This window comes from Micromonospora thermarum, assembly GCF_012034245.1.
Classification (GTDB): Bacteria; Actinomycetota; Actinomycetes; order Mycobacteriales; family Micromonosporaceae; genus Micromonospora; species Micromonospora thermarum.
This window is the reverse complement of record NZ_JAATEO010000003.1, coordinates 108,186-133,287: the sequence shown is the minus strand read 5'-3', so window position 1 is coordinate 133,287 and position 25,102 is coordinate 108,186. Positions and strand designations below refer to the sequence as shown.

26 protein-coding genes are annotated in these 25,102 nt (G+C 73.7%); 16 read left to right on the top strand and 10 right to left on the bottom strand.

Annotated features, from left to right (window positions below; genetic code table 11):
• Window positions 1-42: 42 nt before the first annotated feature.
• Complete coding sequence (locus HCJ94_RS03985) at window positions 43-279, top strand: hypothetical protein (RefSeq protein WP_167999579.1); 237 nt, start codon at window positions 43-45, stop codon at window positions 277-279.
• 22 nt (window positions 280-301) lie between these two features.
• Here the strand turns inward: HCJ94_RS03985 and HCJ94_RS03980 are convergent, their stop codons facing one another.
• Window positions 302-2,773 carry a helicase-associated domain-containing protein gene (locus HCJ94_RS03980; protein ID WP_167999578.1) on the bottom strand — a complete coding sequence of 824 codons (2,472 nt, stop codon included), beginning with the start codon at window positions 2,771-2,773 and terminating at the stop codon, window positions 302-304.
• An 84-nt stretch (window positions 2,774-2,857) separates the two neighbouring features.
• Here HCJ94_RS03980 and HCJ94_RS03975 point away from each other — a divergent pair, with 84 nt between their 5' ends.
• Together HCJ94_RS03975 and HCJ94_RS03970 are read left to right on the top strand one after the other, a co-directional pair.
• A complete protein-coding gene (locus HCJ94_RS03975; RefSeq protein ID WP_167999577.1) occupies window positions 2,858-3,484 on the top strand; it encodes an HAD family hydrolase in 627 nt (208 codons plus the stop codon).
• A gap of 28 nt (window positions 3,485-3,512) precedes the next feature.
• On the top strand, window positions 3,513-3,899 hold the full coding sequence (locus HCJ94_RS03970; protein ID WP_167999576.1) for a cold-shock protein: 387 nt from the start codon (window positions 3,513-3,515) through the stop codon (window positions 3,897-3,899).
• On the opposite strand, the gene HCJ94_RS03965 is transcribed toward HCJ94_RS03970, so the two are convergent.
• A complete protein-coding gene (locus HCJ94_RS03965) occupies window positions 3,860-4,759 on the bottom strand; it encodes a 1,4-dihydroxy-6-naphtoate synthase (protein WP_167999575.1) in 900 nt (299 codons plus the stop codon). The two genes, HCJ94_RS03970 and HCJ94_RS03965, sit on opposite strands and share 40 nt — an antisense overlap.
• Before the next feature lie 363 nt (window positions 4,760-5,122).
• Window positions 5,123-5,299 carry a hypothetical protein gene (locus HCJ94_RS31620; protein WP_167999474.1) on the bottom strand — a complete coding sequence of 59 codons (177 nt, stop codon included), beginning with the start codon at window positions 5,297-5,299 and terminating at the stop codon, window positions 5,123-5,125.
• A gap of 360 nt (window positions 5,300-5,659) precedes the next feature.
• Here HCJ94_RS31620 and HCJ94_RS03955 point away from each other — a divergent pair, with 360 nt between their 5' ends.
• A complete protein-coding gene (locus tag HCJ94_RS03955) occupies window positions 5,660-6,490 on the top strand; it encodes a GNAT family N-acetyltransferase (protein WP_309227137.1) in 831 nt (276 codons plus the stop codon).
• Here HCJ94_RS03955 and HCJ94_RS03950 read toward each other — a convergent pair.
• Entirely contained in the window at window positions 6,484-7,251 is a 768-nt protein-coding gene (locus tag HCJ94_RS03950; protein ID WP_167999574.1) for a futalosine hydrolase, read from the bottom strand. The two genes, HCJ94_RS03955 and HCJ94_RS03950, sit on opposite strands and share 7 nt — an antisense overlap.
• Window positions 7,248-8,864 carry an MFS transporter gene (locus HCJ94_RS03945; RefSeq protein ID WP_167999573.1) on the bottom strand — a complete coding sequence of 539 codons (1,617 nt, stop codon included), beginning with the start codon at window positions 8,862-8,864 and terminating at the stop codon, window positions 7,248-7,250. Before HCJ94_RS03945 ends, HCJ94_RS03950 begins: the two co-directional genes overlap by 4 nt.
• 86 nt (window positions 8,865-8,950) lie before the next feature.
• On the opposite strand from HCJ94_RS03945, the gene HCJ94_RS03940 reads away from it, so the two are divergent.
• Window positions 8,951-9,790 carry a DUF3027 domain-containing protein gene (locus HCJ94_RS03940; protein WP_167999572.1) on the top strand — a complete coding sequence of 280 codons (840 nt, stop codon included), beginning with the start codon at window positions 8,951-8,953 and terminating at the stop codon, window positions 9,788-9,790.
• Window positions 9,791-9,809: 19 nt separating this feature from the next.
• Here HCJ94_RS03940 and HCJ94_RS03935 read toward each other — a convergent pair whose 3' ends face one another.
• Window positions 9,810-10,055: a DUF2530 domain-containing protein gene (locus HCJ94_RS03935; RefSeq protein ID WP_167999571.1), complete on the bottom strand. Its 246-nt coding sequence runs from the start codon at window positions 10,053-10,055 to the stop codon at window positions 9,810-9,812.
• A gap of 88 nt (window positions 10,056-10,143) precedes the next feature.
• Here HCJ94_RS03935 and HCJ94_RS03930 point away from each other — a divergent pair, with 88 nt between their 5' ends.
• The 5 genes from HCJ94_RS03930 to thpR all read left to right on the top strand — a co-directional run bounded on the left by HCJ94_RS03930 (window position 10,144) and on the right by thpR (window position 14,740).
• Window positions 10,144-11,616 carry an NCS2 family permease gene (locus HCJ94_RS03930; RefSeq protein WP_167999570.1) on the top strand — a complete coding sequence of 491 codons (1,473 nt, stop codon included), beginning with the start codon at window positions 10,144-10,146 and terminating at the stop codon, window positions 11,614-11,616.
• A 118-nt stretch (window positions 11,617-11,734) separates the two neighbouring features.
• A complete protein-coding gene (locus tag HCJ94_RS03925; protein WP_309227136.1) occupies window positions 11,735-12,184 on the top strand; it encodes a MarR family winged helix-turn-helix transcriptional regulator in 450 nt (149 codons plus the stop codon).
• A gap of 69 nt (window positions 12,185-12,253) precedes the next feature.
• The gene (locus HCJ94_RS03920) at window positions 12,254-13,534 is read left to right on the top strand and encodes an MFS transporter (protein ID WP_167999569.1); all 1,281 of its coding nucleotides are present in this window, start codon (window positions 12,254-12,256) and stop codon (window positions 13,532-13,534) included.
• Between the two features lie 107 nt (window positions 13,535-13,641).
• Window positions 13,642-14,151 (top strand): hypothetical protein, encoded by a 510-nt coding sequence (locus tag HCJ94_RS03915; protein WP_167999568.1) that lies wholly within the window; start codon window positions 13,642-13,644, stop codon window positions 14,149-14,151.
• A 10-nt stretch (window positions 14,152-14,161) separates the two neighbouring features.
• Window positions 14,162-14,740 carry an RNA 2',3'-cyclic phosphodiesterase gene (thpR, locus tag HCJ94_RS03910; RefSeq protein WP_167999567.1) on the top strand — a complete coding sequence of 193 codons (579 nt, stop codon included), beginning with the start codon at window positions 14,162-14,164 and terminating at the stop codon, window positions 14,738-14,740.
• A gap of 13 nt (window positions 14,741-14,753) precedes the next feature.
• Here the strand turns inward: thpR and HCJ94_RS03905 are convergent, their stop codons facing one another.
• The 4 genes from HCJ94_RS03905 to HCJ94_RS03890 form a co-directional block, all read right to left on the bottom strand.
• Window positions 14,754-15,740 carry an aldo/keto reductase gene (locus HCJ94_RS03905; RefSeq protein WP_167999566.1) on the bottom strand — a complete coding sequence of 329 codons (987 nt, stop codon included), beginning with the start codon at window positions 15,738-15,740 and terminating at the stop codon, window positions 14,754-14,756.
• A gap of 81 nt (window positions 15,741-15,821) precedes the next feature.
• The gene (gene sepH / locus HCJ94_RS03900; RefSeq protein WP_167999565.1) at window positions 15,822-16,901 is read right to left on the bottom strand and encodes a septation protein SepH; all 1,080 of its coding nucleotides are present in this window, start codon (window positions 16,899-16,901) and stop codon (window positions 15,822-15,824) included.
• A 184-nt stretch (window positions 16,902-17,085) separates the two neighbouring features.
• A complete protein-coding gene (serC, locus tag HCJ94_RS03895; RefSeq protein WP_167999564.1) occupies window positions 17,086-18,213 on the bottom strand; it encodes a phosphoserine transaminase in 1,128 nt (375 codons plus the stop codon).
• A 303-nt stretch (window positions 18,214-18,516) separates the two neighbouring features.
• Entirely contained in the window at window positions 18,517-19,623 is a 1,107-nt protein-coding gene (locus HCJ94_RS03890) for a citrate synthase 2 (RefSeq protein ID WP_167999563.1), read from the bottom strand.
• Window positions 19,624-19,908: 285 nt separating this feature from the next.
• Between HCJ94_RS03890 and pdxH the strand changes: the two genes are divergently transcribed.
• The 6 genes from pdxH (at window position 19,909) to HCJ94_RS03860 (ending at window position 25,070) form a co-directional block, all read left to right on the top strand.
• Window positions 19,909-20,535, top strand: coding sequence for a pyridoxamine 5'-phosphate oxidase (gene pdxH, locus HCJ94_RS03885; RefSeq protein ID WP_240943946.1), 627 nt, complete (start codon window positions 19,909-19,911; stop codon window positions 20,533-20,535).
• Window positions 20,532-21,827 (top strand): MFS transporter, encoded by a 1,296-nt coding sequence (locus HCJ94_RS03880; protein WP_167999561.1) that lies wholly within the window; start codon window positions 20,532-20,534, stop codon window positions 21,825-21,827. The genes pdxH and HCJ94_RS03880 overlap by 4 nt, the downstream gene beginning before the upstream one ends.
• A 17-nt stretch (window positions 21,828-21,844) precedes the next feature.
• A complete protein-coding gene (locus HCJ94_RS03875) occupies window positions 21,845-22,774 on the top strand; it encodes an aldose 1-epimerase family protein (RefSeq protein WP_167999560.1) in 930 nt (309 codons plus the stop codon).
• A gap of 13 nt (window positions 22,775-22,787) precedes the next feature.
• A complete protein-coding gene (locus HCJ94_RS03870) occupies window positions 22,788-23,417 on the top strand; it encodes a nitroreductase family protein (RefSeq protein ID WP_167999559.1) in 630 nt (209 codons plus the stop codon).
• Between the two features lie 165 nt (window positions 23,418-23,582).
• Window positions 23,583-23,888, top strand: coding sequence for a type II toxin-antitoxin system VapB family antitoxin (locus tag HCJ94_RS03865; protein ID WP_091593012.1), 306 nt, complete (start codon window positions 23,583-23,585; stop codon window positions 23,886-23,888).
• A gap of 21 nt (window positions 23,889-23,909) precedes the next feature.
• A complete protein-coding gene (locus HCJ94_RS03860; RefSeq protein ID WP_167999558.1) occupies window positions 23,910-25,070 on the top strand; it encodes an acyl-CoA dehydrogenase family protein in 1,161 nt (386 codons plus the stop codon).
• Window positions 25,071-25,102: the final 32 nt, after the last annotated feature.

Below are 25,102 nucleotides of genomic sequence, written 5' to 3'. Positions count from 1 at the left end.
CACTCTGGACTCCAGGTTCCCGCACGAACGGGGAGGGCGGAGATGACCGTCGACCAGGACGTGGTTACCGAGGCGCGGCAGGCGCCGGCTGAGCCGGTCTCCACCGCCACCATGGTCGCGTACGCGGCGGCCGGGATTCTTCTCTTCGCCTGGTTCCTCTTCGGTTGGCTCGTGCAGCGCCAGGGCTTCGTCGCCTCCGTCGGGGAGACCGCCGGCACCGGGTTCGGCCTGCTGCTGGTGATCGCGGTCGTCGGGACGTTCCGCCGCAACCGACGCTGACCGCGCCGCCCGGCCGCCCGGGTCACTCCTCCAGCACCGCCGCCGTGATCCGGTGCAGGGCGAACGTGTGCAGCATCTCCGTCCGCTCGTCCTCGGCCCGGAGGTAACCCGCCCCGATCGACACCGGCCGCACCAGCCGGGACGCGGTCGCCCCGTGCGCGTCGACGTACCCGACCCAGACCAGCGCCTTGTCCCGTACCGCCTGCTGGAGGACCGCCAGCGCGTCGGTGTGACTGTGCACCGGCACCGGGCCGGTGGGGACCTGACCGCGTACCACCGCCGGTGCCCGCCGGGCCGCCCGGGCGGCGGCGTCGCCACGCCGGATCTGCTCGACCACCCCGAGCAGGCGGGGCATCGGCAGCTTCGGGGCCGTCAGCGGGTCCACCGTCCGCGCGGCGACCGACACACGCGTCGGCGCCCGGCGCGCCTTGGGCCGGGTGAGCACGGCAGCGCCCGTGGCGTCCTCCGGCACCGGCGCGTACCCCGCCTCGCGCAACATCGTCAGCATCCGGCCCACCTGGTACGGGGTGGCCAGCACGGTCGGCGCGAGCCGGCGCAGCGCCAACGCCTCCAGCCGCTTGTCCGCCATTACCTCGGTGAGCAGTGCCTCGTCGTCGCTGCGCACGTACGCCCCGGCCGAGCCGACCCGCAGGCCGCCGTGCCGGCGGGCGATGTCGTCCACCAGGTACGTGAGCCCCTGCGGCACCGGGGTACGGGAGCGCCGCCGGAACAACCCGTGCAGGTCGTCGGCGGAGTAGCCGGCGTCCAGCGCCCGGCGCACGCTCGCCGGGGTGACGCGGTGCACGCTGGCGCCGCCGGCCGACTCGTGCTCGGCCACCACGTCGAGTTCCGCGGCGAGCGTCGGGTCGGCCGGGCCGGGCACCACCACGGTCAGGTCGGCCTGGACGAGGAAGTGGTCGACCGGGGCGGGTAGTAGCGCGTCGAGGGCGCGGACGGCCGTGGACGGCTCGCCCTCGGCCTCGGCCCGCAGCCCCAGCGGGTCGTCCGTACCCCGCTCGTCGCCCGACGTCACGTCGGCGAGCAGCAGCCGCCCGTACGAGGTGAGCGCCCCCAGCCCCGTCACGCCCAGCGTGGCCGCCTCGGCCAGCACCTCCCGGTGCGCCGCCTCCCGGCCCCGGCTGCGCCGCGGCGCCCGCCAGTCGAGCACCTCCAGCACCTCCTCGGGAGTGGGCGCGGTGGCCGGCTCCAGATCCGCGAGGACCTGGAGCACCGCCCGCCGGACGTTCGGCGCCCCGGCCCGCTCCGCCTCCGGGGAGAGCACCGTGATCGGCCGGTCCCGGTCGTCGCGTTGACCGACCAACCCCGGCTGCCGGGTCATCGTCAGCCACGCCCGGGCCAACTGCTCCCACCGCTGGGCCAGCGATCCGGCCCGCCACACCTCGTACCCGGCGCTCGGCACCACCTGCTGGTCCGCGCCGTGGCGGGTCGTCACCGCCCCGGGCAGCTCCAACTCGCCGGTCAGCCCCGCCGCGTACGACGCCTCCAGCAGCAGGGCGGCCGCCGACTCGTCCAGCCCGACGGCGCGAGCCAGCCGGCGCAGGTCACGGACACCGAGGCCACCGGAGCGCAGCACCGGGGCCGGCTCGACGGCGAGCTGCTCCAGCAGCGACTCCGTCTGGCGTACGACCTCCATGGTCTGCCCGGCCCCGGCCGAGTCGACCGCCTTCGGCTCACGGGGCGCCGCCGACACCGGCGGAGGGGTGGTGCGCAGCGGGCCGAGCGGGCCGGTGTCCCGGCGCAGCAGCAGCCCGATCTCCCGGGGCAGCTCCACGGTGCCGGCACCGCCGCTCCGGCCGGTGGTGACGGGCACCAGCAGCCGGTGGTCGACCAGCCAGCGCACCGGCGAACCGGTCGGCGCCCCACCGTTCGTCTGGTCGGGCGGCAGGTCGTCCTCCGCGCCGACCGGAGGAGCCTGCAAGGCACCCGGCGGCACGCTGCCCACCGGCGGGCCGGCGGCCAGCCGGTCCAGGATCGCCCGGGCCGAGGGCGGCGCCGCGAGCAGCGTGCGCCGCAGCTTCGCCGGGTCCGCGCAGAGCGCCGCCGTCCGCAGGTCCAGCTCCGCGGCCGGCCGGCCCAGCCCCGCCGGGTACGGGGAGATCTCGTCGATGCCGCCGACCAGGTGGAGACGGTCGTCCGGGCCGTACAGCAGCAGGAGGGACCGGAGCCGCTCCACCGCCGCCCGTACGGTGGCCGGGGCGGGCGGCTGCGCCCCGGCGGTCGCCATGCCGAGCACCGCGTCGACGCTGCTGGTGCCGTCCGAGTCCCGGGTCAGGCGGGCGGCGTCGAGGATCTGGAGCGTGAACTGGTCCAGGCCGTCCAGGGCGCGGGCCACCGACACGCGGGACTGGGCCCGGATGGCGAGCGCGGCGATGTCGGCCGGCACGGGCACGACGAGGTCCGGCCGCTGCTGGAGCAGGGCGGCGAGTGACTCGTCGGGCAGCGCGCGCAGGTGGTCGGCGAGTGAGGTGCTCATCGTCGTTCCACGCTAGCCCGGCGGGAGGCCTTCCCGCCCCTCGGACGTCCGGCTCGCCCGGCGGGGACGGGTACGGTCTTCGGCATGCCTTCGCCGCCGACGGTCGGTTTCGACCTCGACATGACTCTGGTCGACTCCCGCCCCGGGATCGCCGCCGCGTTCCGGGCGCTGACCGCCCGGACCGGTGTGCACGTGGACCCCGAGGCCGCGGTGTCCCGGCTCGGGCCGCCGCTGCGGACCGAGATCGCCCGGTGGTTCCCGCCGGAGCAGGTCGAGGACGCGGTCCGCACCTATCGCGAGCTCTACCCGGCGTACGCGATCACACCGACGGTTCCGCTGCCCGGCGCCCGGGCGGCGATCGAGGCCGTCCACGCGCGCGGCGGGCGGGTGCTCGTGGTCACCGCCAAGCTCGGCCGTCTGGCCCGGCTGCACCTGGACCACCTGGGCCTGAACGTCGACGAGGTCGCCGGCGACCTGTTCGCCGAGGAGAAGGCGACCGCCCTGCGGGAGCACGGCGCCACCCACTACGTCGGCGACCACGTGGCCGACGTGACAGCCGCCCGGGCCGCCGGGGTGCCCGGGATAGCGGTGGCGACTGGTCCATGTACGGCCGACGAGCTGCGTACGGCCGGGGCGGAGCTGGTGCTGGATGATCTCACTGGATTCCCGGGGGCGCTGGACCGCATGATCCGGCTAGCCTTGAAGCAGTAGACGTCTTGAGCGAAGCAGAGGTTTTCAGGTGCCGACGGGTCGAGTGAAGTGGTACGACGCGACCAAGGGATACGGGTTCGTCACCAGTGACGAGGGTGGCGACGTCTTCCTGCCCAAGGCCGCGCTACCGGCCGGTGTCACCGACATCAAGGGCGGGCAGCGGATCGACTTCAGCGTGGTCGACAGCCGCCGGGGAGCCCAGGCGATGGGGGTCAAGCTGCTGGAGGCCCCGCCCTCGGTGGCGGAGCTGCGCCGCCGGCCGGCCGAGGAGCTGCACGGCCTCGTCGAGGACATGATCAAGGTGCTCGAGGCGAAGGTCCAGCCGGACCTGCGCCGGGGCCGCTTCCCGGACCGGAAGACCGCGCAGAAGATCGCTCAGCTGGTCCACGCGGTCGCCCGCGAGCTGGAGGTCTGAGGCACCAGCCCGGCGTCGGCGGCCCGGCCGAGCAGCGCCTCGACGGCGGCGAACCCGGCCTCACCCAGGTCGGCGGTGAACTCGTTGACGTAGAGGCCGATGTGCCGGTCCACCACGTCGGGCTCCATCTCCTGCGCGTGCGTCAGCACGTACTCCCGGCTGGCCGCCGGGTCCGCCCACGCCCGGCGGACCGACTCCCGGATCCACTCCGCGGCGGCCTCCGGGTCCACCGTGCCGCGCCGGGCCAGGATCGCGCCCAGCGGGATCGGAAGGCCGGTCTCGGCCTCCCACCACTCGCCGAGGTCGACCAGGGCGGTCAGACCGTGCCGTGGATAGGTGAACCGCGCCTCGTGGATCACCAGACCGGCGTCGTACCGCCCGGCCGCCACTCCCGGCATGATCTCGTGGAACGGCACGACCTCGATCCGGGCCGGCGGCCGCCCGGCCGACCACAGCCGGAACAGCAGGTACGCCGTGGTCCGGTCCCCCGGTACGGCGACGGTCGCGCCGGTCAGGTCCGCGCGATCGGCGCGGGCCACGTCCGCGCGAGCACGGTTGTCACGGTCGGCCTGGTCGCGGTTGGCCTGGCCGTAATCGGGCCGGGTCAGTACCAGCGGGCCGCAGCCCCGGCCGAGCGCCCCGCCGCACGGCAGTAGGTGGTAGTCGTCGAGCAGCCACGGAAGCGCCGCGTAGCTCACCTTGACCAGGTCGAACGCCCCGCGTTCGGCGGCGGTGTTGGTGACGTCGACGTCCGCGTAGGTCACCTCGACCGGCGGTGCCCCCGGCACCTGCCCGTGCACGAGGGCATGGAAGACGAACGTGTCGTTGGGGCAGGGCGAGATCGCCAGCGAGAGCGCCACGCCCCCACCGTAGCCCCGCCCCCGACCCGGGCAGCCACCCCGGCCCTCGCGACTGTGAGCCCCGCCCCTCGCGACTGTGAGCCCCGCCCTCTGGCAACTGCGCCCTGTGGCGACGGTGAGCCCGGCCTCACGGCCTTCCGCCCTCTCGGCCTTCCGCCCTCTCGGCCTTCCGCCCTCTCGGCCCTCCGGCCTCTGGCTGGTGCCGGCGTTTGCCCGAGAGATTCGCCGCTGTCCGTCGCTCGGCTTGCAGCGTGGCCAGGATGTAGAGCCGGTCGGCGAGCGGGTCCAGCAGCTCGCCCAGGCGGCTTCGAGCTGCGGGTAGCGAGACGTCTGGCGCCCTTTGGAGCTGATGTCGTGGATGCATCAGGGATCCAATCGGCGCCGGCCGGCGGCCACGGCGGCGGCGACGGGGACGCGGACGGCGACGGGGACGCGGACGGCGACGGGGACGCGGACGGCGACGGCGGCAGGGACGGCGACGGCGGCGGGGACGGCGACGGCGGCGGGGACGGCGACGGCGGCGGGGACGGCGACGGACACGGCAGCGGCGAACGTGGCCGGACGCCGGAGCCGGCGCCGGTGACGGCTTCACCTCGCGGACCAGCCGCGTCGCCGGAGGAACATGCTGCGGAACGCCCATCTCCTCAGGTCCGACCAGGTCGGTCTGATCCGACCACGCCGGTCTGAGTCGACGGCGCGATGACGTGAACGAGTCAGCTCCAAAGGTGCCGCGGAAGCGTGCATCGCTGACAGGTCGGCCCGGTTTTCCACAGGTTTTCCACAAGTAGCGGGTGCCTGTTGAAACGGCTGGGGGTGCCTGGGGAGCATGACGTCGTGGACGCATCGACGGGGAGCGAGCTGCCAGGCGGCGGAGGGATAGGCGGTGGGTCGACGGATGTGGTGGAACTCGGGGCCCTGCTCCGAGCGCTGCGCCGCGCGGCGGATCTGAGCCAGCGGGAGCTGGCGGAGAAGTCCGGCGTGCCGCAGGCGACCGTGGCGCGCATCGAGGCGGAGCGAACGACGAATCCACGGTTCCGGACGGTGGAGCGGTTGATCCGGGCGGCCGGCGGCGTGGTGGTTGCGGGGCTGCCGGGCGTCACGGCGGATGTGGCGGATGTGGCGGATGTGATGCCTCCGCCGCCGGTGCCGCACGACGGGTGGACGGACCAGGCGGGGCGTCGCTACCCGGCGCATCTCGACGCCTGGGAGGTCCGTGAGCCGAGGGACTGGCCGGGAGCCTGGTGGGCAGAGTGGTACCGGCTGCCGCCGGAGCGGTACCCGCTGAAGGTTCCGGCGTTCGCGTACGAGCGGAACCGCCAGTACCGGGACCAACGTCGGCGGGCCGAGGAGATCCGCCGGACGTTCCGAGTGCGGCGCGTGACCGCCGGGCTGCCGGAGACCTCGTGGCGGTTCGTCGCCGAGCTGCCGGACGGCGACCTGATCGGTGAACTACGTGCCCACGAGTGCAGCCCGCATCTCCGCAACGGTGACGAGCCGCGTGACGAGCGGGAGGTCGTGCTGGACGGGGTGCTGGTAGCCGCCTGGTACCGGCGCCTGGGCGTGGGCCGGCGGCTGGTCGAGCGCCTCATGGAGGAGATGGATCGGGCGGGAGTCCGGACGTCGTGGGCGCTCGCCGACGTTGTCGAGTCCCGCCTGCTGTTCGCCTGTGGGTACCGCGTCGAGAGGCGAGCCTGGACGCTGCGGCTGGACCGCTCGCCCGCCGGTCACTGAGCGGCCAGAGCCAGGAGGGCCGGGGCGGCCTCGGTGAGGGCGGCGAGCGCCTCGCGCAGGCGCCACGCGTCGCGGTCGCGGGGGCCGACCGGGTTGGAGACCGTACGCAGCTCCACGAAGGGCAGGCCGGCGTGCGCGGCGGCGACGGCCACTCCGTACCCCTCCATGGCCTCGGCCACGGCGTCGGGATGCCGGCGGCGTAGCTCGTCGGTGCTCACAGCGGTGCCGGTGACCGTGCTGACGGTCAGCACCGGGCCCACGGCGGCGGCCGGGAGGGCGGTCCGGAGGGCGGCGACCAGCGCCGGATCGGCGGTGATCGTGGTGCCGCCGCCGAGCAGCTCCGCCGGCATGCCGAGCTGGTCGACCGGGATGAAGCCCTCCGGGGACTCGGCGCCCAGGTCGGCGGCGATCGCGCTGGTGCCGACGACCGTGCCGCCGACCTCCACCCGACCGGGAAAGCCGCCCGCGACGCCGGCGCTGACGACCGCGCGGTACGGCTGCCCGGTGGCCTCCGCCAGCGCCAGCAACCGGGCGGTGGTCGCGGCCGCGACCGCGGAACCGACGCCGACCGACGCCACGCGGGCGAGCTGATCCGGGGTGCTCGCGGTGCCCGGCGCGCCCGGCAGACCCGGTGAGCCCGGCACGGCCGGCAGACCCGACGGGCTCGGCACGCCCGTCGGGGTCGAGAGGGCTGCCGTAAGGCCTGCCCGGACCGCGTCGGCCTCCGCGGGCACCGCGGTGAGCACGAGCAGCCGCGTCACGTGAGCGGCCCCCGGGGCTCCCGCCGGGTCTCCTCGTCGGTGCCGCCGGAGCCGGCGACGGCCGACGACGGGCGGTAGATGTGGTAGCCCGGTGGTGCCAGTCCGTCGTCGTCCACCGGCCCGCCCCGGGTGGGAGCGGGGGAGGTGGGGGTGGGGTCCTCGACGGTTCGGCCGAGGTGGCCGGGCTCGTCGGGCGCCGACTCGTCCTCGGTGAGCTCGTCGTCGGCGAGCGGCCGGCCGACCAGCTTCTCGGCGCGGAGCCGGCCCGCGACGACGATGCCGCGTGCGGTGGCGAGCGCCGCCACGCCCACGGCGACGGCGATGCCGAGCCGACCGTCGAACGGGACGAGCCCCAGGCCGCCGCCCGCGACGAAGGCGAGCATGAGCACGGTCTCGGAGTGGGCGAACGAGCTGGCCCGCAGCCGCTCCGGGATGCGTTCCTGGATCGAGGCGTCGACCGCCAGCTTGGCGATGCCGCTCATCAGGGCGGCGACCAGGCAGAGCAGCGCGACCATCGGGAGCGAGAACTTCAGCGCGGCGAGGACCGCCACACCGGCGACGACGACCATGCCGCTCGACTGGATCGCCGCCGGCCGGTGGATGCGCAGCCGGGTGCCGATCGCGGTGGCGAGGAAGCTGCCGATCGCCAGGGCACCGCCGATCAGGCCCAGCGCGGCCTCGTCGCTGAGGTCGCGGCCGAAGAAGGTGGTGGTCAGGTCACCGGCCTTGATCGCGAAGGCGAGGAAGAGCAGGAGGAAGCCGTAGACGGCGCGCAGGGTGGCGGCGCCGACGAGGGTGGCGATCACCAGCCGGCCGTGCGGGCGGCCCCGGCCCAGCGGCCGGTCACCGGTACGCCGCCCCAGCGCCCGCAGCGGGCGCGGCACCCGCTCCGGCGGCTCCGAGTCCGCCTTCGGCGGCAGGCGCAGCGCGATGACCATGCCGACCAGGAAGATCACCGAGGCGACCCGCAGGGGCCACTGCGGCCCGAACCAGAAGGCGGCCAGGCCGATCGGGGCGAGCAGGGCCCCGGCGATCGTGCCGTAGACGCTGGCCCGGGCACCGGCCTGGGACAGGCCCAGGCCCTCCGGGAGCAGCCGGGGCACGGCCGCCGAGCGGGCCACCCCGTACGCGCGGGAGAGTGCCAGGACGCCGAACGCCGCCGGGTAGAGGCCGAAGCCGTGGATGTAGTCGGAGATCAGCCAGGCCAGGAAGGCCCGCCCGAGCATGGTGGCGGCCAGCGCGTACCGGCGGCCGTGCCGGAAGTGGTCGAGCAGCGGGCCCACCACCGGCGCGAGCATGGCGAACGGCACCATGGTCACCAGCAGGTAGAGCGCGACCTTGCTGCGCGCCTCGCCGAGCGGGACGTTGAAGAAGATCGTCCCGGCGAGGCCGATCGCGATGAGCGTGTCCCCGGCGCAGGAGATCGCGTGCAGGTCGAACAGGCGGACCATGCCGATCTCGCCGCCGGCGCCCCGGGCCCGGACGCGCCCCGCCGAGCGGGTCATCCAACGGCTGCTGCTGACCGAGCCGCGGAACAGCAGACGGACGGTCTTGATGCCCGTGCCGACGGTCCGCCCGAGGACGGAACGCTCGGAGCGGGAGAACAACGGCATGAGCACCATCCTCGCCCATCGGCTCGACGTACGCGCCACCACCGCCGGAGATGGTTCCGGGGAGTGCCTGTCACGCTGCCGTCCGCATGGGGAACAATGGTCGGGTGACCAGGCCCGCCTCCGCTCGTGCCGCCCGCCTCGACCAGGTCTGCGCCGCCGCCGTCGAGCTGGCGCGCGACGCCATCACCGAGGTCGACCCGTCGGACGTCGGCGACCACATCCAGGCCGTCGCGGAGGGTGATCGCCTCGTCACGCACTACTTCGAGTGCCGGTTGGCCGGCTACCGCGGCTGGCGCTGGGCGGTCACCGTCACCCGGGTGCCCCGGAGCCGGACCGTGACCATCTGCGAGACCGTCCTGCTGCCCGGCCCGGACGCGCTGCTCGCTCCCGGCTGGCTGCCCTGGCAGGAGCGGCTCAAGCCGGGCGACCTCGGTCCCGGTGACCTGCTGCCCACCCCGCCGGAGGACGAGCGCCTCCAACCCGGTTACCTGCTCTCCGACGACCCGGCGGTCGAGGAGACCGCGTGGGAGCTGGGCCTCGGCCGGGCGCGGGTGCTGTCCCGGGAGGGGCGCACTGAAGCCGCCCAGCGGTGGTACGACAGCGACCACGGGCCGGCCTCGCCGATCTCCACCGCGGCCCCCGCCGCCGCCCGCTGCGGCACGTGCGGCTTCTACCTGCCGCTGGCCGGCGCCATGCGGCAGGCCTTCGGCGCCTGCGGCAACTTCTACGCGCCGGACGACGGCCGGGTGGTCAGCTCCGACCACGGCTGCGGCGCCCACTCGGAGATCCTCGTCGAGACCCCGGAGACCCCGGTCGAGGAGATGCCGACGGTCTACGACGACAGCGCGGTCGAGGCCGTGTCGGTCAGCCGGGCGCACGGGTCGGTGGAGGCCTCGGAGCCGGCGGAGCCGTACGGGCACCCGTGAGGTGACCGGCCGGCCCTGATCAGTGGCCGGCGCGGCGGCGGCGACGGTTCGCGTCGTGCCGCATCATCACGGCGAGACCGGGGAACCCCCACAGAAAACCGGCCAGGCAGGTCCACAGCCAGTTCTCGTGCCCGGCCTCGACCAGCCGGTCGCGGAGGAGCAGCAGCACGAGCCCGGCGACCGCCCAGGCGGCCATCCCCGCGAGGGCGAACGGCAGCATCGGCGGGTCGAGCGGCTCGGGTCGCGGTGGCTGTTCCTTCGGCACGCGGCAAGCGTACGGGACGAACTTTCCCGCCCGGTCGGTGATCTGGGACGATGCGGCGCGACAACGGAAGATCACCTGCGAGGACCTGATGGCAGTAGCCCCGCCCGACAACGGCACACCGTCCGCAGAGCCGCGGAACGGTTTCGACCGCTACTTCGAGATCTCCGCCCGTGGCTCGACGATGAGCCGCGAGGTCCGTGGTGGCCTGGCCACCTTCTTCACGATGGCGTACATCGTCGTGCTGAACCCGCTCATCCTGGGTGCCGCCGTCGACGAGGACGGCCAGAAGCTGCCGATCCCCGCTCTCGCCGCGGCGACCGCACTGGTCGCGGGTCTGATGACGATCCTCATGGGTGTCGTCGGCCGGTTCCCGCTGGCGCTCGCCGCCGGCCTCGGCGTCAACGCGCTGGTCGCGTACGAGATCGCCCCGGAGATGACCTGGGCGGACGCGATGGGTCTGGTGGTGATCGAGGGTGTGATCATCGCCGTGCTGGTGCTCACCGGTCTGCGTACGGCGGTGTTCCGCTCGGTGCCCACGCAGATGAAGACCGCGATCGGCGTCGGCATCGGCCTCTTCCTGACCATCATCGGCCTGGTCGACGCGGGCTTCGTACGGCGGATCCCGGACGAGGCGAACACCACCGTGCCGGTCGGCCTGGGCATCGGCGGCAAGCTGGTCAGCTGGCCGATGCTGGTCTTCGTGGTGGGTCTGCTGCTGACCCTGGTGCTGGTGGTACGCCGGGTCAAGGGCGCGATCCTGATCGGAATCCTGGCCTCGACCGCGCTGGCGATGGTCGTCGAGGCACTGGGGAACATCGGCCCGTCCTTCGTGAACGGTGTGGCGAACCCCAAGGGCTGGGCGCTGAACGTGCCGGAGCTGCCGAGCACGATCGTGGACGTGCCGGACCTGTCCCTGCTCGGCAACTTCAACGTGCTCGACTCGTGGAGCCGCGCCGGCTGGCTGGTCGTGCTGATGTTCGTGTTCACGCTGCTGATCACGGACTTCTTCGACACGATGGGCACGATGGTCGCGGTCGGCCAGGAGGGGAGCATGCTCGACGAGCGGGGCACCCCGCCGCGGGCGCGGGAGATCCTGCTGGTCGACTCGATCGCCGCGGCCAGCGGTGGTGCGGCGAGCGTGTCCAGCAACACGTCGTACATCGAGAGCGCCGCGGGTGTCGCGGAGGGTGCCCGCACCGGTGCGGCCAACCTGGTCACCGGTGCGCTGTTCCTGCTGGCGATGTTCCTCGCGCCGCTGGTGGTGGTCGTGCCGTTCGAGGCGGCGTCGACCGCGCTCGTGGTGGTCGGCTTCCTGATGATGACGGCGGTCCGGACGATCGACTGGACGGACTACGAGATCGCGATACCCGCGTTCCTCACGATCGTGCTGATGCCGTTCACGTACTCGATCTCCAACGGCATCGGCGCCGGCCTGATCACGTACGTGGTGATGAAGCTCGCGAAGGGCAAGGCGCGGGACATCCACCCGCTGCTCTACGGCGTCGCCGCCCTGTTCGTGCTGTACTTCCTGCGCGGGCCCATCGAGTCCGTGCTGCTGTGACGTCCCGCTCCGGGCCGGTGCTCCACATCGGATTCCCGGCCCGGAGCAGGGCAAACCTCCCCGTGAGCATGGTCATATCGCATGTCGTTAGCCAGGCTCATTAGTTAGGCTAACTATCGTGACGGAGCGGACGGTGACGGCGAAGAGCATGCCACCGGCGCAACTGGCGGTTCAGTTGCGTGATGCGATCACCCGGCTCAACCGGCGGGTCCGGCAGGCCCGGCCGGTCGGTGACCTGACGGTCACCCAGCTCTCCGCGCTCACCAGCCTCCGGCTGGCGGGCGCGCTGACGCCCCGGGAGCTGGCCGACGTCGAACGGGTCCAGCCACCGACGATGACCAAGATCGTCGCGAAGCTGGAGGAGCGTGGCCTCGTGCAGCGCACACCCCACCCGACCGACGGCCGGCAGGTGATCCTCGCAGCGACCGAGGGGGGCCGGGCGGTGCTCGACCAGTTCGAGCGTGCCCGGGACGAGTGGCTGGCCCACCGGCTGGCCGAACTGAGCGAGGAGGACCAGGACACGCTGCGCCAGGCGGCGGAGATCCTGCACCAGCTCGCCCGCGCCTGAGGCTTTCGAGCCACCCGCGACCGCGCCGTCCGACGGTGATGACGCGTACGCGAGGGAGGCGCACCTAGAGTGCAGTCGAAGCTGAGCACGATGTTCCAGTCCCTACAGGTCCGCAACTACCGGCTCTTCGCATCCGGGCAGCTGATCAAGCTGATCGGCGTCTGGATGATGTTCATCGCCCAGGACTGGCTCGTCCTCGAGCTCTCCGACAACTCGGCCACCGCCCTCGGCATCGTCACGGCCCTCCAGTTCACCCCCGTCCTGCTGCTCACGCTTCTCTCCGGCCGGCTCGCCGACCGGTACGACAAGCGCGTGCTGCTGTTCGTCGCCAACGCGTTCTGGACCGTGCTCTCGCTGGCGATGAGCCTGCTGGTGCTCACGGGGCTGGTGGAGCTCTGGCACGTCTTCGCCTTCGCCGCCGCGCTCGGCGTCGCCAACGCGGTGGAGACGCCGGTCCGGCAGGCCTTCGTGTCCGAGCTCGTCGGTACGCGGCTGCTGCCGAACGCGCTCTCGCTCAACGCGGCGACCTTCAACTCCGCGCGGATCGTCGGCCCAGCCCTCGCCGGTCTGGCCATCGCCGCCTTCGACGTCGGCCCGGTCTTCCTGGTCACCGCCCTCAGCTCGATCGCCCCGCTGGTGAACGTGGTCCGGATGCGTCCGGCCGAGCTGCACCGCGAGGCGCTGCCGCCCCGCGACGAGCGGGCGTCGGCCAAGGTCGTCGACGGGCTGCGCTACGTCTGGGGCCGCCCCGACCTGCTCCTGCCGATGGTGATGATCCTGGTGATCGCCACCTCGATGTTCAACTTCCAGCTCACCCTCGCCGCGCTGGCCAAGACCGTCTTCAACACCGGCGCCGCGTCGTTCGGCCTGTTCAGCAGCGCCCTCGCGGTGGGCGCGCTGGTCGGGGCGTTGGCCGGCACCGGTCGGCGCAGCCGCCCGTCGGTGTGGCTGGTGCTGGGCGCCGCCGTGGGTTGCGGCTCCTTCGGCACGCTGGTCGGGCTCGCTCCCACGTACTGGCTGGTGGTCGTGCTGCTCCTGCCGACCGGGTTCTTCATGGTCTTCTTCGCGCAGGCCTGCAACCAGCGGATCCAGCTCGGCACCGACGCCGCCTTCCGGGGCCGCGTCATGGCGCTGTGGGTGCTGGTGTTCCTCGGCACCAACCCGGTGGGCGCGCCGGTCATCGGCTGGATCGCCGAGACGTACGGCGCCGGCGCGAGCATCTGGATCGGCGGTCTCGTCACCCTGGCCACCGCCCTGCTCGCCCTGGCGTGGCAGCTGCGCCGCTCCGGGGCCCGGCTGCGGTTCCGGATCCTTCCGATGCCCCGCTTCTACGTCACCGAGCGGCTTTGAGCCCGTCGGCTGACCCCGCAGCCGCCGCGGGGTTTACCGACGGTCTCTGACGGGCGGATGCGGCGAATCCGGTGGCGGGGCGGCACCGGTCGGCTTAGCGTCGGTTCGTGGAGCTGGGACGCGCGCTGCTGCTGACCCTGATGGTCGGTGCCGTGGTGTGTCTTCCCGTGGTGATCGCGCTGCTCTTCTGCGCCGACGAGCTGGTGGACCGGCTGGTCTGCGGCTTCGGGGAGTGGCGGGAGCGGCGGCGGGAAAGACGCACCATCGCCCGGCTGGACCGGGCGGTGGAGGCCGACGCGCTCACCCGGGACCTGGACCTGAGCGGGTTCGACCGGCCGGACCGGCGCCCGCTGGAGCAGCTCGCCGCCGACCTCCGCCGCCTCGGCGGCCAGCGGATCGGCGCGAGCGGACGGTCCGCGGTCTGGCACGGCGCGGTGCTCCAGGCGTACGACGAGCGGCTCCGCCGGGCCTGCGCGGCCCTCGGCATCGCCCAACACCTCGACGAGCTGACCGGGGTCGACCGCGAGATCGAACGGGTGCGGGTCGAGGGCGTACTGCACCGGGCCGGGCTGATCCTCCCCGCCGCCCGAGCCGAGCACCATCAGCGTCACCGTTGAGAGGCCGGGGTTGAGGCTCTTCGCCGCCGTCTACCCGCCGCCCGTCGTCGTGGAGCACCTCAGCGCGCAGGTCGCCCGATTGCGCGTCGGCGCGGCGGCCGCCGACGGGATCAACGTCCGCCTCGCCGATCCGGCCCACAAGCACGTCACGCTCGCCTTTTTCGGTGAGGTGGAGGCGGACCGGCTGACCGCGGTGGAGAGCGCGCTCGGGCTGGCCGCCGAGTGGTCGCGGGACGCGCGGGAGACGGCACCCCGACTCCGGCTCGGCGGCGGCGGCAAATTCGGCCGGGGTCGCTTCACCGTGCTCTGGGTGGACCTGCGCGGCGATGTCGACGCGTTGACCGTGTTGTCCCGGCTCATCCGGTCTCGCCTGCGCAACGGCCGCCTGCCGTACGACGAGAAGCCGTTCCGCCCGCACCTGACGATCGCCCGCCCCGGCGACCGGGTGCCCGAGGCCGACGTGGCGGCCGACGTCGAGACCCTGCACGCGTACGAGGGCCCGGAGTGGCCGGCCAGCGAACTGGTGCTGATGCGCAGCCACCCGGGCCCCCGTCCGACCTACGACCGCGTCGCCGCCTGGCCCCTCTGACCGGCGCGGGCGCTCACCAGGCCCAGGCCTCCGGGCCGGGGCCGCCGTTGCCGACCGGCGGGAACAGCTCGTCGAGACGGGTCAGCGTGGCGTCGTCGAGTGCCACGTCGAGGGCACCGAGGGACCGGTCGAGCTGCTCGACGGTGCGCGGCCCGATGATCGGGGCGGTCACGCCGGGCCGGGTGAGCAGCCAGCCGAGGGCCACGTCCGCCGGGTCGTGTCCCAGGTCCGCGCAGAGCTTCTCGTACGCCTCGATGGTCGGCCGGTGCTCGGCGAGCGCGTCGGCGGCGCGGCCGGTGGTGCCACGGGCCGCCCCGCCCTCGGCCATCTTGCGCAGCACGCCGGCGAGGAGCCCGCCGTGCAGCGGCGACCACGGGATGATGCCGAGGCCGTGGTGCTGCGCGGCCGGGACGACCTCCAGCTCGACGTGCCGGGTGAGCAGGTTGTAGATGCACTGCTCCGAGACGAGGCCGAGGAAGTTCCGCCGGCCGGCCGCCTCCTGCGCCACCGAGATGTGCCATCCGGCGAAGTTGGACGATCCGACGTAGACCACCTTGCCCTGGGCGACCAGGGTCTCCATGGCCTGCCAGATCTCCTCCCACGGGGTGGCCCGGGAGATGTGGTGCATCTGGTAGAGGTCGATGGTGTCGGTTTGCAACCGGCGCAGCGAGTCCTCACAGGCCCGGATGATGTGCCGGGCGGAGAGGCCCTGCTCGTTGGGCCAGTCGCCCATCTTGCCGTACACCTTGGTGGCCAGTACCACCTTGTCGCGCCGGCCGCCGCCCTGCGCCAGCCAGCGGCCGATGATCCGCTCGGTGACCCCCTCGCCGAGCTTCCAGCCGTACACATTGGCGGTGTCGAAGAAGTTGATCCCGTGCTCCAGGGCGCGGTCCATGATGGCGAAGCTGTCCGGCTCGTCGGTCTGCGGCCCGAAGTTCATCGTGCCGAGGCAGAGACGGCTGACCGACAGGCCGGTGCGACCCAGGTTCGTGTACTCCATGGGCCAACCCTGCCACGGCCGCCGCCGGGTCGCCGCCCGTCGACCGCGACGGACAACCGCCGCAGCCGACGAGGGCGCGGGCTAGGAGGACTCGCGCGCCGCCGGGCCGCTGCCGAAGAGCACGTCGTCCCAGCTCGGGAGCCGCTTGCGCGGCTTGCCGGTGTCGGTCGACTCGCCGCCGGCGGCCGCCGCCCCGCCCGTCCGGCGCGGTCGGAGGACGGCCAGCGACGGAACGGCCGGGACCTCCTTCGGCGCGTCCGAGTCGTCGTCGAAGGCGGAACCGGGACCGCCGCCGAGCAGGGCCGCCGCCCCACCGCCGACCGGACGCTGACGCGGCGCGTCCGACCCGGCCAGGGCGGCCGGGGTACGCGGTTCGAGACCGCGGCCGGACGTCCCGCCCAGCGGCCGGTCGAGGGAGGCGAGCAGGGCGTCCCGGCCGGCGCGGATCGGGTCGCGGCCCGGGCGCGCGTGCTCCGCCGGTGCCGGCAGGCCGTGCCCGCCCCGGCTGGGCTCGCCGCGCGACGGGCCGGGCAGCGCGTGGCCGCCGCGCTCGGGCGCCGGCTCCTGGCCGAGGATCGGCGTGGGGCGCTCGGCGCACAAGTACTGCGCCATGTCGTCGTGCGGCGTGACGGACTGCCGGGTCTTGTCCAGATCCCACACGGCCTGCGCGGTGGCCTTGCCGGACGGCCAGGTGGCCACGATCCGCCAGGTGCCGTCGTCGCGACGCCACGCGTCCCAGGAGATCTTCTCGGTGTCGATCCCGTGCTGGGCCAGGCGACCGTTGACCACGTCGGCGAGCGGCGTGGGCTTCTCCGCGCCCCTGAGACGCGTGCGGCGGGCGTGCTGCGCGAGCATCGCCCGCTCCTGGAGCACGGGGCCGGCGTAGCGCAGCACCCGGTCGACCGGCACACCGGCGATGCGGGCGACGTCCTCAGCGGACTCACCCGAGCGGATCCGCGCCTGGATGTCGCGCGGGGACAGGGAAGGCGCCGGCTCGGGGGTGGGAGACGGGGCCACCGCGAGCGGCGGGGCGCCGGGCTCGGCGTGCAACACGGTGGCGACTCGCTCGTCGATGGGCAGGGCGAGCAGTCGCCCCACCTCGTCGGCGAGCACCAGGGCCTGGCCGTCCTCGGAGAGGGCGACGAAGCGTACTGGGCGCATAGCGTTGCCTCCGTCCCGCTTCGCTGGCCGCACGCCACAGGCCGGCCACCCGGGCGTCTCGCACCACCGTACGCTCATCTGCCCAGAGGTGGGGGATGCGACACCCGCATGTCGCGACTGAGCTGCGGCGATGATCACGGTGGGTGGCCGAGGCGGCCTCGCTGGCCACCCACCGTGACGATCGTCAGAGTCGCTCGACGACGTAGTCGATCGACGCGGTCAGCGCCTCGACGTCGGCCGGCTCGACGGCCGGGAAGAGCGCGACCCGCAGCTGGTTGCGGCCGAGCTTGCGGTAGGGCTCGGTGTCCACGATGCCGTTGGCGCGCAGCGCCTTCGCGATCGCGGTGGCGTCCACCCCGTCGGCGAAGTCGACCGTGGCGACCACGTTGGACCGCAGCGCCGGGTCGGCGACGAACGGGGTGGCGACGGCCGAGCGCTCCGCCCAGCCGTACACGATGCTGGCGCTCTCCGCCGTGCGCTTGGCCGCCCACGCCAGGCCGCCCTGCGAGTTCATCCAGTCGGTCTGCTCCGCGGCCAGGAAGATCGTCGCCAGCGCCGGCGTGTTGTACGTCTGCTCCAGCCGCGAGTTGTCGATCGCGGTGACCAGGTCGAGGAAGGCCGGGATGTAGCGACCGGACGCCTTGATCTCGGCGGCCCGGTTCAGCGCGGCCGGCGACACCAGGGCGAGCCAGAGGCCGCCGTCGGAGCCGAAGCACTTCTGCGGGGCGAAGTAGTAGACGTCGGTCTCGCCGACGTTGACCTCCAGGCCACCGGCGCCGGAGGTGGCGTCCACCAGGAGCAGCGAACCCTCGTCGGCGCCCGGCACCCGGCTGATCGGCACGGCAACGCCGGTCGAGGTCTCGTTGTGCGGGGTGGCGTAGACGTCGACCCCGGCCTCGGCCACCAGCATGGGCGCGCTGCCCGCCTCGGACTTGCGGATCGTGGGCTCGCCGAGGAACGGCGCGTCCTTGACGGACTTGGCGAACTTGGCGCCGAACTCCCCGAAGCTCGCGAACTGGGCCCGGTCCCGGATGAGGCCGAACGTGGCGACCTCCCAGAACGCGGTGGTGCCGCCGTTGCCCAGGACCACCTCGTAGCCCTCCGGCAGGGAGAAGAACTCGGCGATGCCCCGGCGCAGCCGCGCGACCTGGTCGCGGACCGTCTTCTGCCGGTGCGAGGTGCCCAGGTAGCTGGTCGCCACGTCGGCGAGGGCGGAGACCGCCGCCGGACGGACCTTGGACGGCCCGCAGCCGAACCGTCCGTCGGCGGGCTTGATGTCGTCGGGAATCCGGATGGTCGGTGCGTCAGCCACGGTCTTGGAGATCCTTCCGCATGGGCGAGGGCGGGCCCGTAGGTGAGGGGCGCGGATCGACGGCGGGGCGTGCGCGGCGCGCACGGCTGGGCCGGGATCCGTACCCGGTCCGGCGACACTGCCGACCCTCATCCTCGCATCAGCGGGCGGTCCTCCGACCGCCGGTCCCACGACCGGGCCTGAGTCCTGCGCCACAACCGTCGCGGGGGCGCCGAAGGCCCCGACCGGGCGGTCGGGGCCTTCGGGGACGTGTCAACAGGGGGCCGCACGCCGCCGGAGGCGTCGCGAAGCGGTCCCGACGACTCAGACGCCGTGCGGGACCAGGTCCCAGCCCTCGACCTCGTGCGGCTTGCGGGGGCCCGGGCCGACGTAGCGGGCCGAGGGGCGGACGAGCCGCTGGAGCTTCTTCTGCTCCAGGATGTGGGCGCTCCAGCCGCCCATCCGGGCGCAGGTGAACATCGAGGTGAACATGTGCGCGGGCACCTCGGCGAAGTCCAGCACGACGGCCGACCAGAACTCGACGTTCGTGGCGAGCACCCGGTCCGGGCGGCGGGCCTGGAGCTCGGCCAGGGCGGCCTTCTCCAGCGCCTCGGCGATCTCGAAGCGGGGCGCGCCCAGCTCCTTCGCCGTGCGGCGGAGCACGCGGGCGCGCGGGTCCTCCGCGCGGTAGACCCGGTGGCCGAAGCCCATCAGCCGCTCGCCCCGGTCGAGCACGCCCTTGACGTACCCCTCGGCGTCGCCGCTGCGCTCGACGGCCTCCAGCATGCTGAGCACCCGCGACGGGGCGCCGCCGTGCAGCGGGCCGGAGAGCGCGCCGATGCCGGAGGAGATGCAGGCGGCGGCGTCCGCGCCGGTGGAGGCGACGATGCGGGCGGTGAACGTGGAGGCGTTCAGGCCGTGCTCGGCGGCCGAGATGAAGTACGCGTCGACGGCCTTGACGTGCCGCGGGTCGGGCTCACCCCGCCAGCGCTTCATGAAGCGCTCGACGATGGTGGACGCCTTGTCGATCTCCTTTTGCGGGACCGCCGGCAGCCCGAGGCCACGGGCGGACTGGGCGACGAAGGAGAGCGCGGTCACCGACACCCGGGCCAGGTCCTCGCGGGCCTGCTCGTCGGAGATGTCGAGAAGCTGGTTGAGCCCCCAGTACGGGGCGAGCATCGCCACCGCGGACTGCACGTCGACGCGGATGTCACCGGAGTGCACCGGCACCGGGAACGGCTCGGCCGGCGGCAGGCCCGGGCCGAAGCGCCCGTCCACCAGCAGCGCCCACACATTGCCGAACGAGACCTGGCCGATGAGATCCTCGATGTCGACACCGCGATAGCGCAGCGCGCCGCCCTCACGGTCGGGTTCGGCGATCTCGGTCTCGAAGGCTACGACGCCCTCCAGTCCGGGTTTGAAATCGGCCATGTCGCTCTCCTGGATCTGCTCGGTGCGCCAGCCCGGGGCTCCGGTCCCGGCCCAGCCGGGCGAGCGCCTTAGGCGACCCTCAGGGATGTGTTCGTGTCATCTTGCCTGCTGGTTACGGAAGTGCGCGACCCGCGACCGCTGTGCTACACGCGACATCCCGGACCGGGCGCGGCCCGGCCGCGTCGGTGAGACTGTGCGATGGGGGCTGGCCTGCGCGGCAGAGCGGTGACCGGCCGGACGGGGAGGGGAGACGACGTGACGGGCGACACAGTGCCGCCGGCGGACATGCGTAACGAGTACACCGCGGACCTGGGCCTGACCGAGGCGGACCTGGCGGGTGACTGGCACACGCAGTTCGACCGGTGGTTCGCCGACGCGGTCGCGGCGGGACTGCCCGAACCGAACGCGATGGTGCTCGGCACGGCCGGCGCCGACGGCCGGCCGAGCGGCCGGACGGTGCTGCTCAAGGGCTACGACCCGGACGGTTTCGTCCTGTTCACGAACTACGGGTCGCGCAAGGGCGCCGAGTTGGGCGCGAACCCGTACGCCAGCCTCGTCTTCCCCTGGTTCCCCATGCAGCGCCAGGTGGTGGTGACGGGCCGGGTGGAGCGGCTCGACCGGGCCGAGACCGAGGCGTACTTCGCCAGCCGGCCGCGCGGCTCCCAGCTCGGCGCGTGGGCCAGCGACCAGTCCCGGGTGCTGCCGGACCGCGCGGCGCTGGACGAGGCGTACCGGGCGGCGGCGGAGCGGTTCGCCGACGTCGAGCCGATCCCCGCCCCGCCGCACTGGGGCGGGCTGCGGATCCGCCCGGACTGCGTGGAGTTCTGGCAGGGGCGGGCGAGCCGGCTGCACGACCGGCTGCGGTTCCGGCGTACGGACGCCGGCTGGGTCGTCGAGCGGCTGGCACCGTGACCGGCGTGCAGGAGGCCCGGCCGCGCGGAGCGCGCCGCTGGGCGATCGACCTGCGCCCGCTGGGGGTGCCGGCGTTCCGCCGGATGTGGCTCGGCAACACGATGGCGATGTTCGGCTTCCAGTTCACGGCGGTCGCCGTGCCGGTCGAGATGTTCGCGCTGACCGAGGACTCGTTCTGGGTCGGCCTGCTCGGCGTCGCGGGTTTCGTACCCCTGCTGGTGTTCGGTCTCTGGGGCGGCGCGGTGGCCGACGCCCGCGACCGCCGGCGCGTGCTGCTGGGCGGGTCGGCGCTGCTCTGGGCGTCGATGCTCGGCCTGCTGGCGCACGCGCTGTCCGGGGTCGGCAGCCCGGTGCTGCTGCTGGCGCTGGTCACCGTGCACTCGATCGCGTTCGCGATCAGCTCGCCGGCGCGTACCGCGACGCTGCCCCGGCTGTTGCCGCCGGAGCTGGTGCCGTCCGGCACCACGCTGAACTACACCACCTTCACCGTGGCCTCGGTGGTCGGCCCGCTCGCGGCCGGCCTGATCTTCGCGGCGTTCGGCACGGAACGCGGCCTGCCGGTCGCGTACGCGGTGGACGCCGTCCTGTTCACCGGCCTGATCGTCGCGACGCTGCGGCTGCCCGCCATGCCCCCGGAGCCGCCGGCCGACGGCGAGGTGCGGCGCGGCGGGCTGGCCGGCATCGTCGGCGGCTTCCGGTACCTCGCCACCACGCCGGTGCTGCTGCTGTCGTTCGCCATCGACCTGATCGCGATGATCCTGGCCATGCCCCGGGCGTTGTTCCCGGAGGTGGCGCAGGAGCGGTTCGGCGGCGGCGCGGCGGTCGGCTGGCTCTTCAGCGCCATCGCGATCGGCGCGATGGTCGGCGGCCTCACGTCCGGCTGGATCGGCCGGATGCGCCGACAGGGGCTCGGCCTGGTGGTGGCGGTGGTGGGCTGGGGGCTGGCCATCGCCGCGGCGGGGCTGGCCCGGCAGCTCTGGCTGATGGTCCTGCTGCTCGTGGTGGCCGGTGCCGCCGACCTGGTGAGCGCGGTGCTGCGCCAGTCGATGCTGCTGGTCTACGCGCCGGACCGGATGCGGGGCCGGCTCCAGGGCGTGAACACCGTGGTCGTGGCGGGCGGCCCGCGTCTGGGCGACCTGCGGGCGGGTACGACGGCGGCGGGCCTCGGCACCGGGGTGGCCTGGGTCGGCGGCGGCCTGCTCTCCGCCGTGCTCGCGCTCGGGCTGGCGGTCGCGTTCCCCGCCCTGGTCCGCTACCGGGCGGCGGCCGCGTCGAGCGGCGAGCGCAGTTGACCGGTTAAGGTCCGGGCATGGACACCCCCGAGCAGCGTCCCCCCTCCGGCGCGCAGTGGACCATCGCCGCCGCCGGCCACGAGGCCGTCATCGTCGAGGTGGGCGGCGGGATCCGGACGTACCGGCACGACGGCGTGGACCTCCTCGACGGGTACGCGGCCGACGAACTGTGCCCCGGCTGCGCCGGGCAGGTGCTCGCGCCGTGGCCGAACCGGATCCGGGACGGGCGGTACACCTTCGGCGACCGGCACCTCCAGCTGTCGATCAGCGAGCCGGCGCGGGACGTGGCGATCCACGGGCTGGTCAACTGGGTGCCGTGGCGGCTGCTGGAGCAGTCGGCCGACGCGGTCACCGTCGGGTACGAGCTGCCGCCGACCCCCGGCTACCCCTGGTCGTTGCGACTGCGCACCCGGTGGAGCGTCGGCCCGGACGGGCTGCGCGCCGAGCACGAGGTGACCAACACCGATGTCGAGCCGGCGCCGTTCGGGTTCGCGGTGCACCCGTACCTGCAACTGCCCGGTGTGGCGGTCGACGACCTGACGATGCGGCTGCCGGCTCGCAGCCGCCTGCAGGTGGACGCGCGGCTGCTGCCGATCGCCGTGACACCGGTGACCGGCACCGACTGCGACTGGACCGGCGGGCGCCGCATCGGCCGGGCGACCCTCGACCACACGTTCGGCGACGTGATCCGGGGCGACGACGGCGGCTCGGCGGTCGACCTGGCCGCCCCGGACGGCTCGGCCGGCGTACGGATCTGGGCGGACCACCAGTTCGGCTGGTGGCAGGTCTTCACCGGCGACTCGCTGACCGGGGAGCGGTACCGGCGGTCGGTGGCAATCGAGCCGATGACCTGCCCGCCGGACGCGTTTCGCTCCGGCCGGGACCTGATCACACTGAAGCCCGGTGACACCTGGCGGGGTGTCTGGGGCATCCGGCCCGGTGCGTGAGAGGCGGGACGGCGTGGAGTTCGGCGAGGTGGTCCGGCGGCGCCGGATGGTCCGCAACTACGACCCGGACCGGCCGGTCCCGCCCGAGGTGGTGGAGCGCCTGCTCGACCACGCGATCCGGGCGCCGTCGGCCGGGTTCTCCCAGGGCTGGGGCTTCCTGGTGCTGGAGAGCGATGAGGACCGGGAGCGGTTCTGGACGGCGGCCACGCCGGGCGGCGGCGGCCGGGACCGCTGGCTGAGCGGCATGCGGCGGGCACCGCTGATCATCGTCCCGCACGCGAACCGGTCGGCGTACCTCGACCGGTACGCGGAGCCGGACAAGGGCTGGGCGGACCGCTCGACCGAGCGCTGGCCGGTGCCGTACTGGTACATCGACACCGGCTTCGCCGCGCTGCTGATGCTGCTGACCGCCGTCGACGAGGGTCTGGGGGCGTGCTTCTTCGGCATCCCGCCGCACCGCCTCGACGACTTCCGGTCCACGTTCGGGGTGCCGGCGGAGTACGAGCCGGTCGGCGCGATCACGATCGGTTACCGTGCTCCCGACCATCGGTCACCATCCCTGCGTCGTGGACGCCGCCCGGTCGAGGAAGTGGTCCACCGTGGCCGGTGGGGGTCGACCGGCTCGCCTGATTCGTCCGGTTGAGAAGCGGACGGCACGGGAGGGAAACTGACATCAGGGAGCAGAACGCGGCGTGACGTGGCGGGCTAGGCTGGCACGGTCATCGGTGCCGCTGGTCGCGGTGCCGCGCCGCGACCCGGCCCGGTGTCGTGGGGGTCGGCCCGGTCAGGGGGAGGGGAGCGTGCCGTCGTGATCTTCAGAGCGGTCCGGGACGGGCGTCCCTACCCCGAACACAACCTGACGCTCAAGCAGTGGGCCGAGATCCCTCCGCGCCCGCTGCGGCTGGACCAGTTGATCACCACCAAGCGCGAGCTGGCGCTCGACAAGCTGCTCGCCGAGGACTCGACCTTCTACGGGGACCTCTTCCCGCACGTGGTGCAGTGGAACGGCGGTCTCTATCTGGAGGACGGCCTGCACCGCGCGCTGCGGGCCGCGTTGCAGCAGCGCAACCAGATCCACGCCCGGGTGCTCGTGCTCTCCGAGGCGGTGGAGTGAGCCTTCGTTAAGGTGGCCACCATGACCCCTCTCGACCTGCTCGACATCGACTCGTCGCTCAGCGAGGAGGAGCGCCAGATCCGCGCCGTCGTGCGCCAGCTCGTCGACGACCGGGTCCGCCCGCACGTCGCCGGCTGGTACGAGGAGGGCCACGCGCCCGCCCGCGAGCTGGCCCGCGAGTTCGGCAAGCTCGGCCTGCTCGGGATGCACCTGACCGGGTACGGCTGCGCCGGCTCGTCGGCCGTCGCGTACGGCCTCGCCTGCCTGGAGCTGGAGGCCGGCGACTCTGGTGTCCGGTCCCTGGTGTCGGTGCAGGGGTCGCTCGCCATGTACGCGATCTGGCGCTACGGCAGCGAGGAGCAGAAGCAGCGCTGGCTGCCCGCGATGGCGGCCGGCGAGGCGATCGGGTGCTTCGGGCTGACCGAGCCGGACCACGGCTCCGACCCGGCGTCGATGGCCACCCGGGCCCGCCGCGACGGCGACGACTGGGTGCTGCACGGCACCAAGATGTGGATCACCAACGCGCCGGTCGCGGACGTCGCGGTCATCTGGGCGCGCACCGACGAGGGGGTACGCGGCTTCGCCGTACCCATGGACACGCCCGGGGTGACGGCGCGGGAGATCCGGCGGAAGATGTCGCTGCGCGCGTCGGTGACCGGCGAGGTCTCCCTCGACGACGTGCGGCTCCCGGCGGACGCGCAACTGCCCGGGGCGACCGGGTTGAAGGCCCCGCTGAGCTGCCTCACCGAGGCCCGGCACGGCATCGTCTGGGGCGCGCTCGGTGCGGCCCGCGAGTGCCTGGAGACCGCCCTGGGGTATGCGACCAGCCGCACCCAGTTCGGCAAGCCGCTCGCCGCGTTCCAGCTCACCCAGGCGAAGCTCGCCGACATGGCCGTCGAGTGGAACAAGGGGTACCTGCTGGCGCTGCACCTGGGCCGGCTCGCCGACGCCGGGCGGCTGCGGCCCGAGCAGGTCAGCGTCGGCAAGCTCAACAACGTCCGGGAGGCGCTCGCGATCGCCCGGCAGTGCCGCACGATCCTCGGCGCGAACGGCGTGTCCGGCGAGTACCCGGTGATGCGGCACGCCAACAACCTGGAGAGCGTGCTGACGTACGAGGGCACGTCGGAGATCCACCAGCTGGTCGTCGGGCAGAAGCTGACCGGCATCTCCGCGTTCGCCTGACCCGGGCCGTCACCCGATCGGGTCGCTCGCCG

Bases quoted from the DNA above. Each gene is read 5' to 3' on its own strand.
- HCJ94_RS03940 (WP_167999572.1), top strand. From the start codon at position 8,951: ATGGGGAACAATGGTCGGGTGACCAGGCCCGCCTCCGCTCGTGCCGCC.
- sepH (WP_167999565.1), bottom strand. From the start codon at position 16,901: ATGCGCCCAGTACGCTTCGTCGCCCTCTCCGAGGACGGCCAGGCCCTG.
- HCJ94_RS03975 (WP_167999577.1), top strand. From the start codon at position 2,858: ATGCCTTCGCCGCCGACGGTCGGTTTCGACCTCGACATGACTCTGGTC.
- HCJ94_RS03980 (WP_167999578.1), bottom strand. From the start codon at position 2,773: ATGAGCACCTCACTCGCCGACCACCTGCGCGCGCTGCCCGACGAGTCA.
- HCJ94_RS03890 (WP_167999563.1), bottom strand. From the start codon at position 19,623: ATGGCCGATTTCAAACCCGGACTGGAGGGCGTCGTAGCCTTCGAGACC.
- HCJ94_RS03860 (WP_167999558.1), top strand. From the start codon at position 23,910: ATGACCCCTCTCGACCTGCTCGACATCGACTCGTCGCTCAGCGAGGAG.
- pdxH (WP_240943946.1), top strand. From the start codon at position 19,909: ATGCGTAACGAGTACACCGCGGACCTGGGCCTGACCGAGGCGGACCTG.
- HCJ94_RS03945 (WP_167999573.1), bottom strand. From the start codon at position 8,864: ATGCCGTTGTTCTCCCGCTCCGAGCGTTCCGTCCTCGGGCGGACCGTC.
- HCJ94_RS03985 (WP_167999579.1), top strand. From the start codon at position 43: ATGACCGTCGACCAGGACGTGGTTACCGAGGCGCGGCAGGCGCCGGCT.
- HCJ94_RS03930 (WP_167999570.1), top strand. From the start codon at position 10,144: ATGGCAGTAGCCCCGCCCGACAACGGCACACCGTCCGCAGAGCCGCGG.
- HCJ94_RS03875 (WP_167999560.1), top strand. From the start codon at position 21,845: ATGGACACCCCCGAGCAGCGTCCCCCCTCCGGCGCGCAGTGGACCATC.
- HCJ94_RS03905 (WP_167999566.1), bottom strand. From the start codon at position 15,740: ATGGAGTACACGAACCTGGGTCGCACCGGCCTGTCGGTCAGCCGTCTC.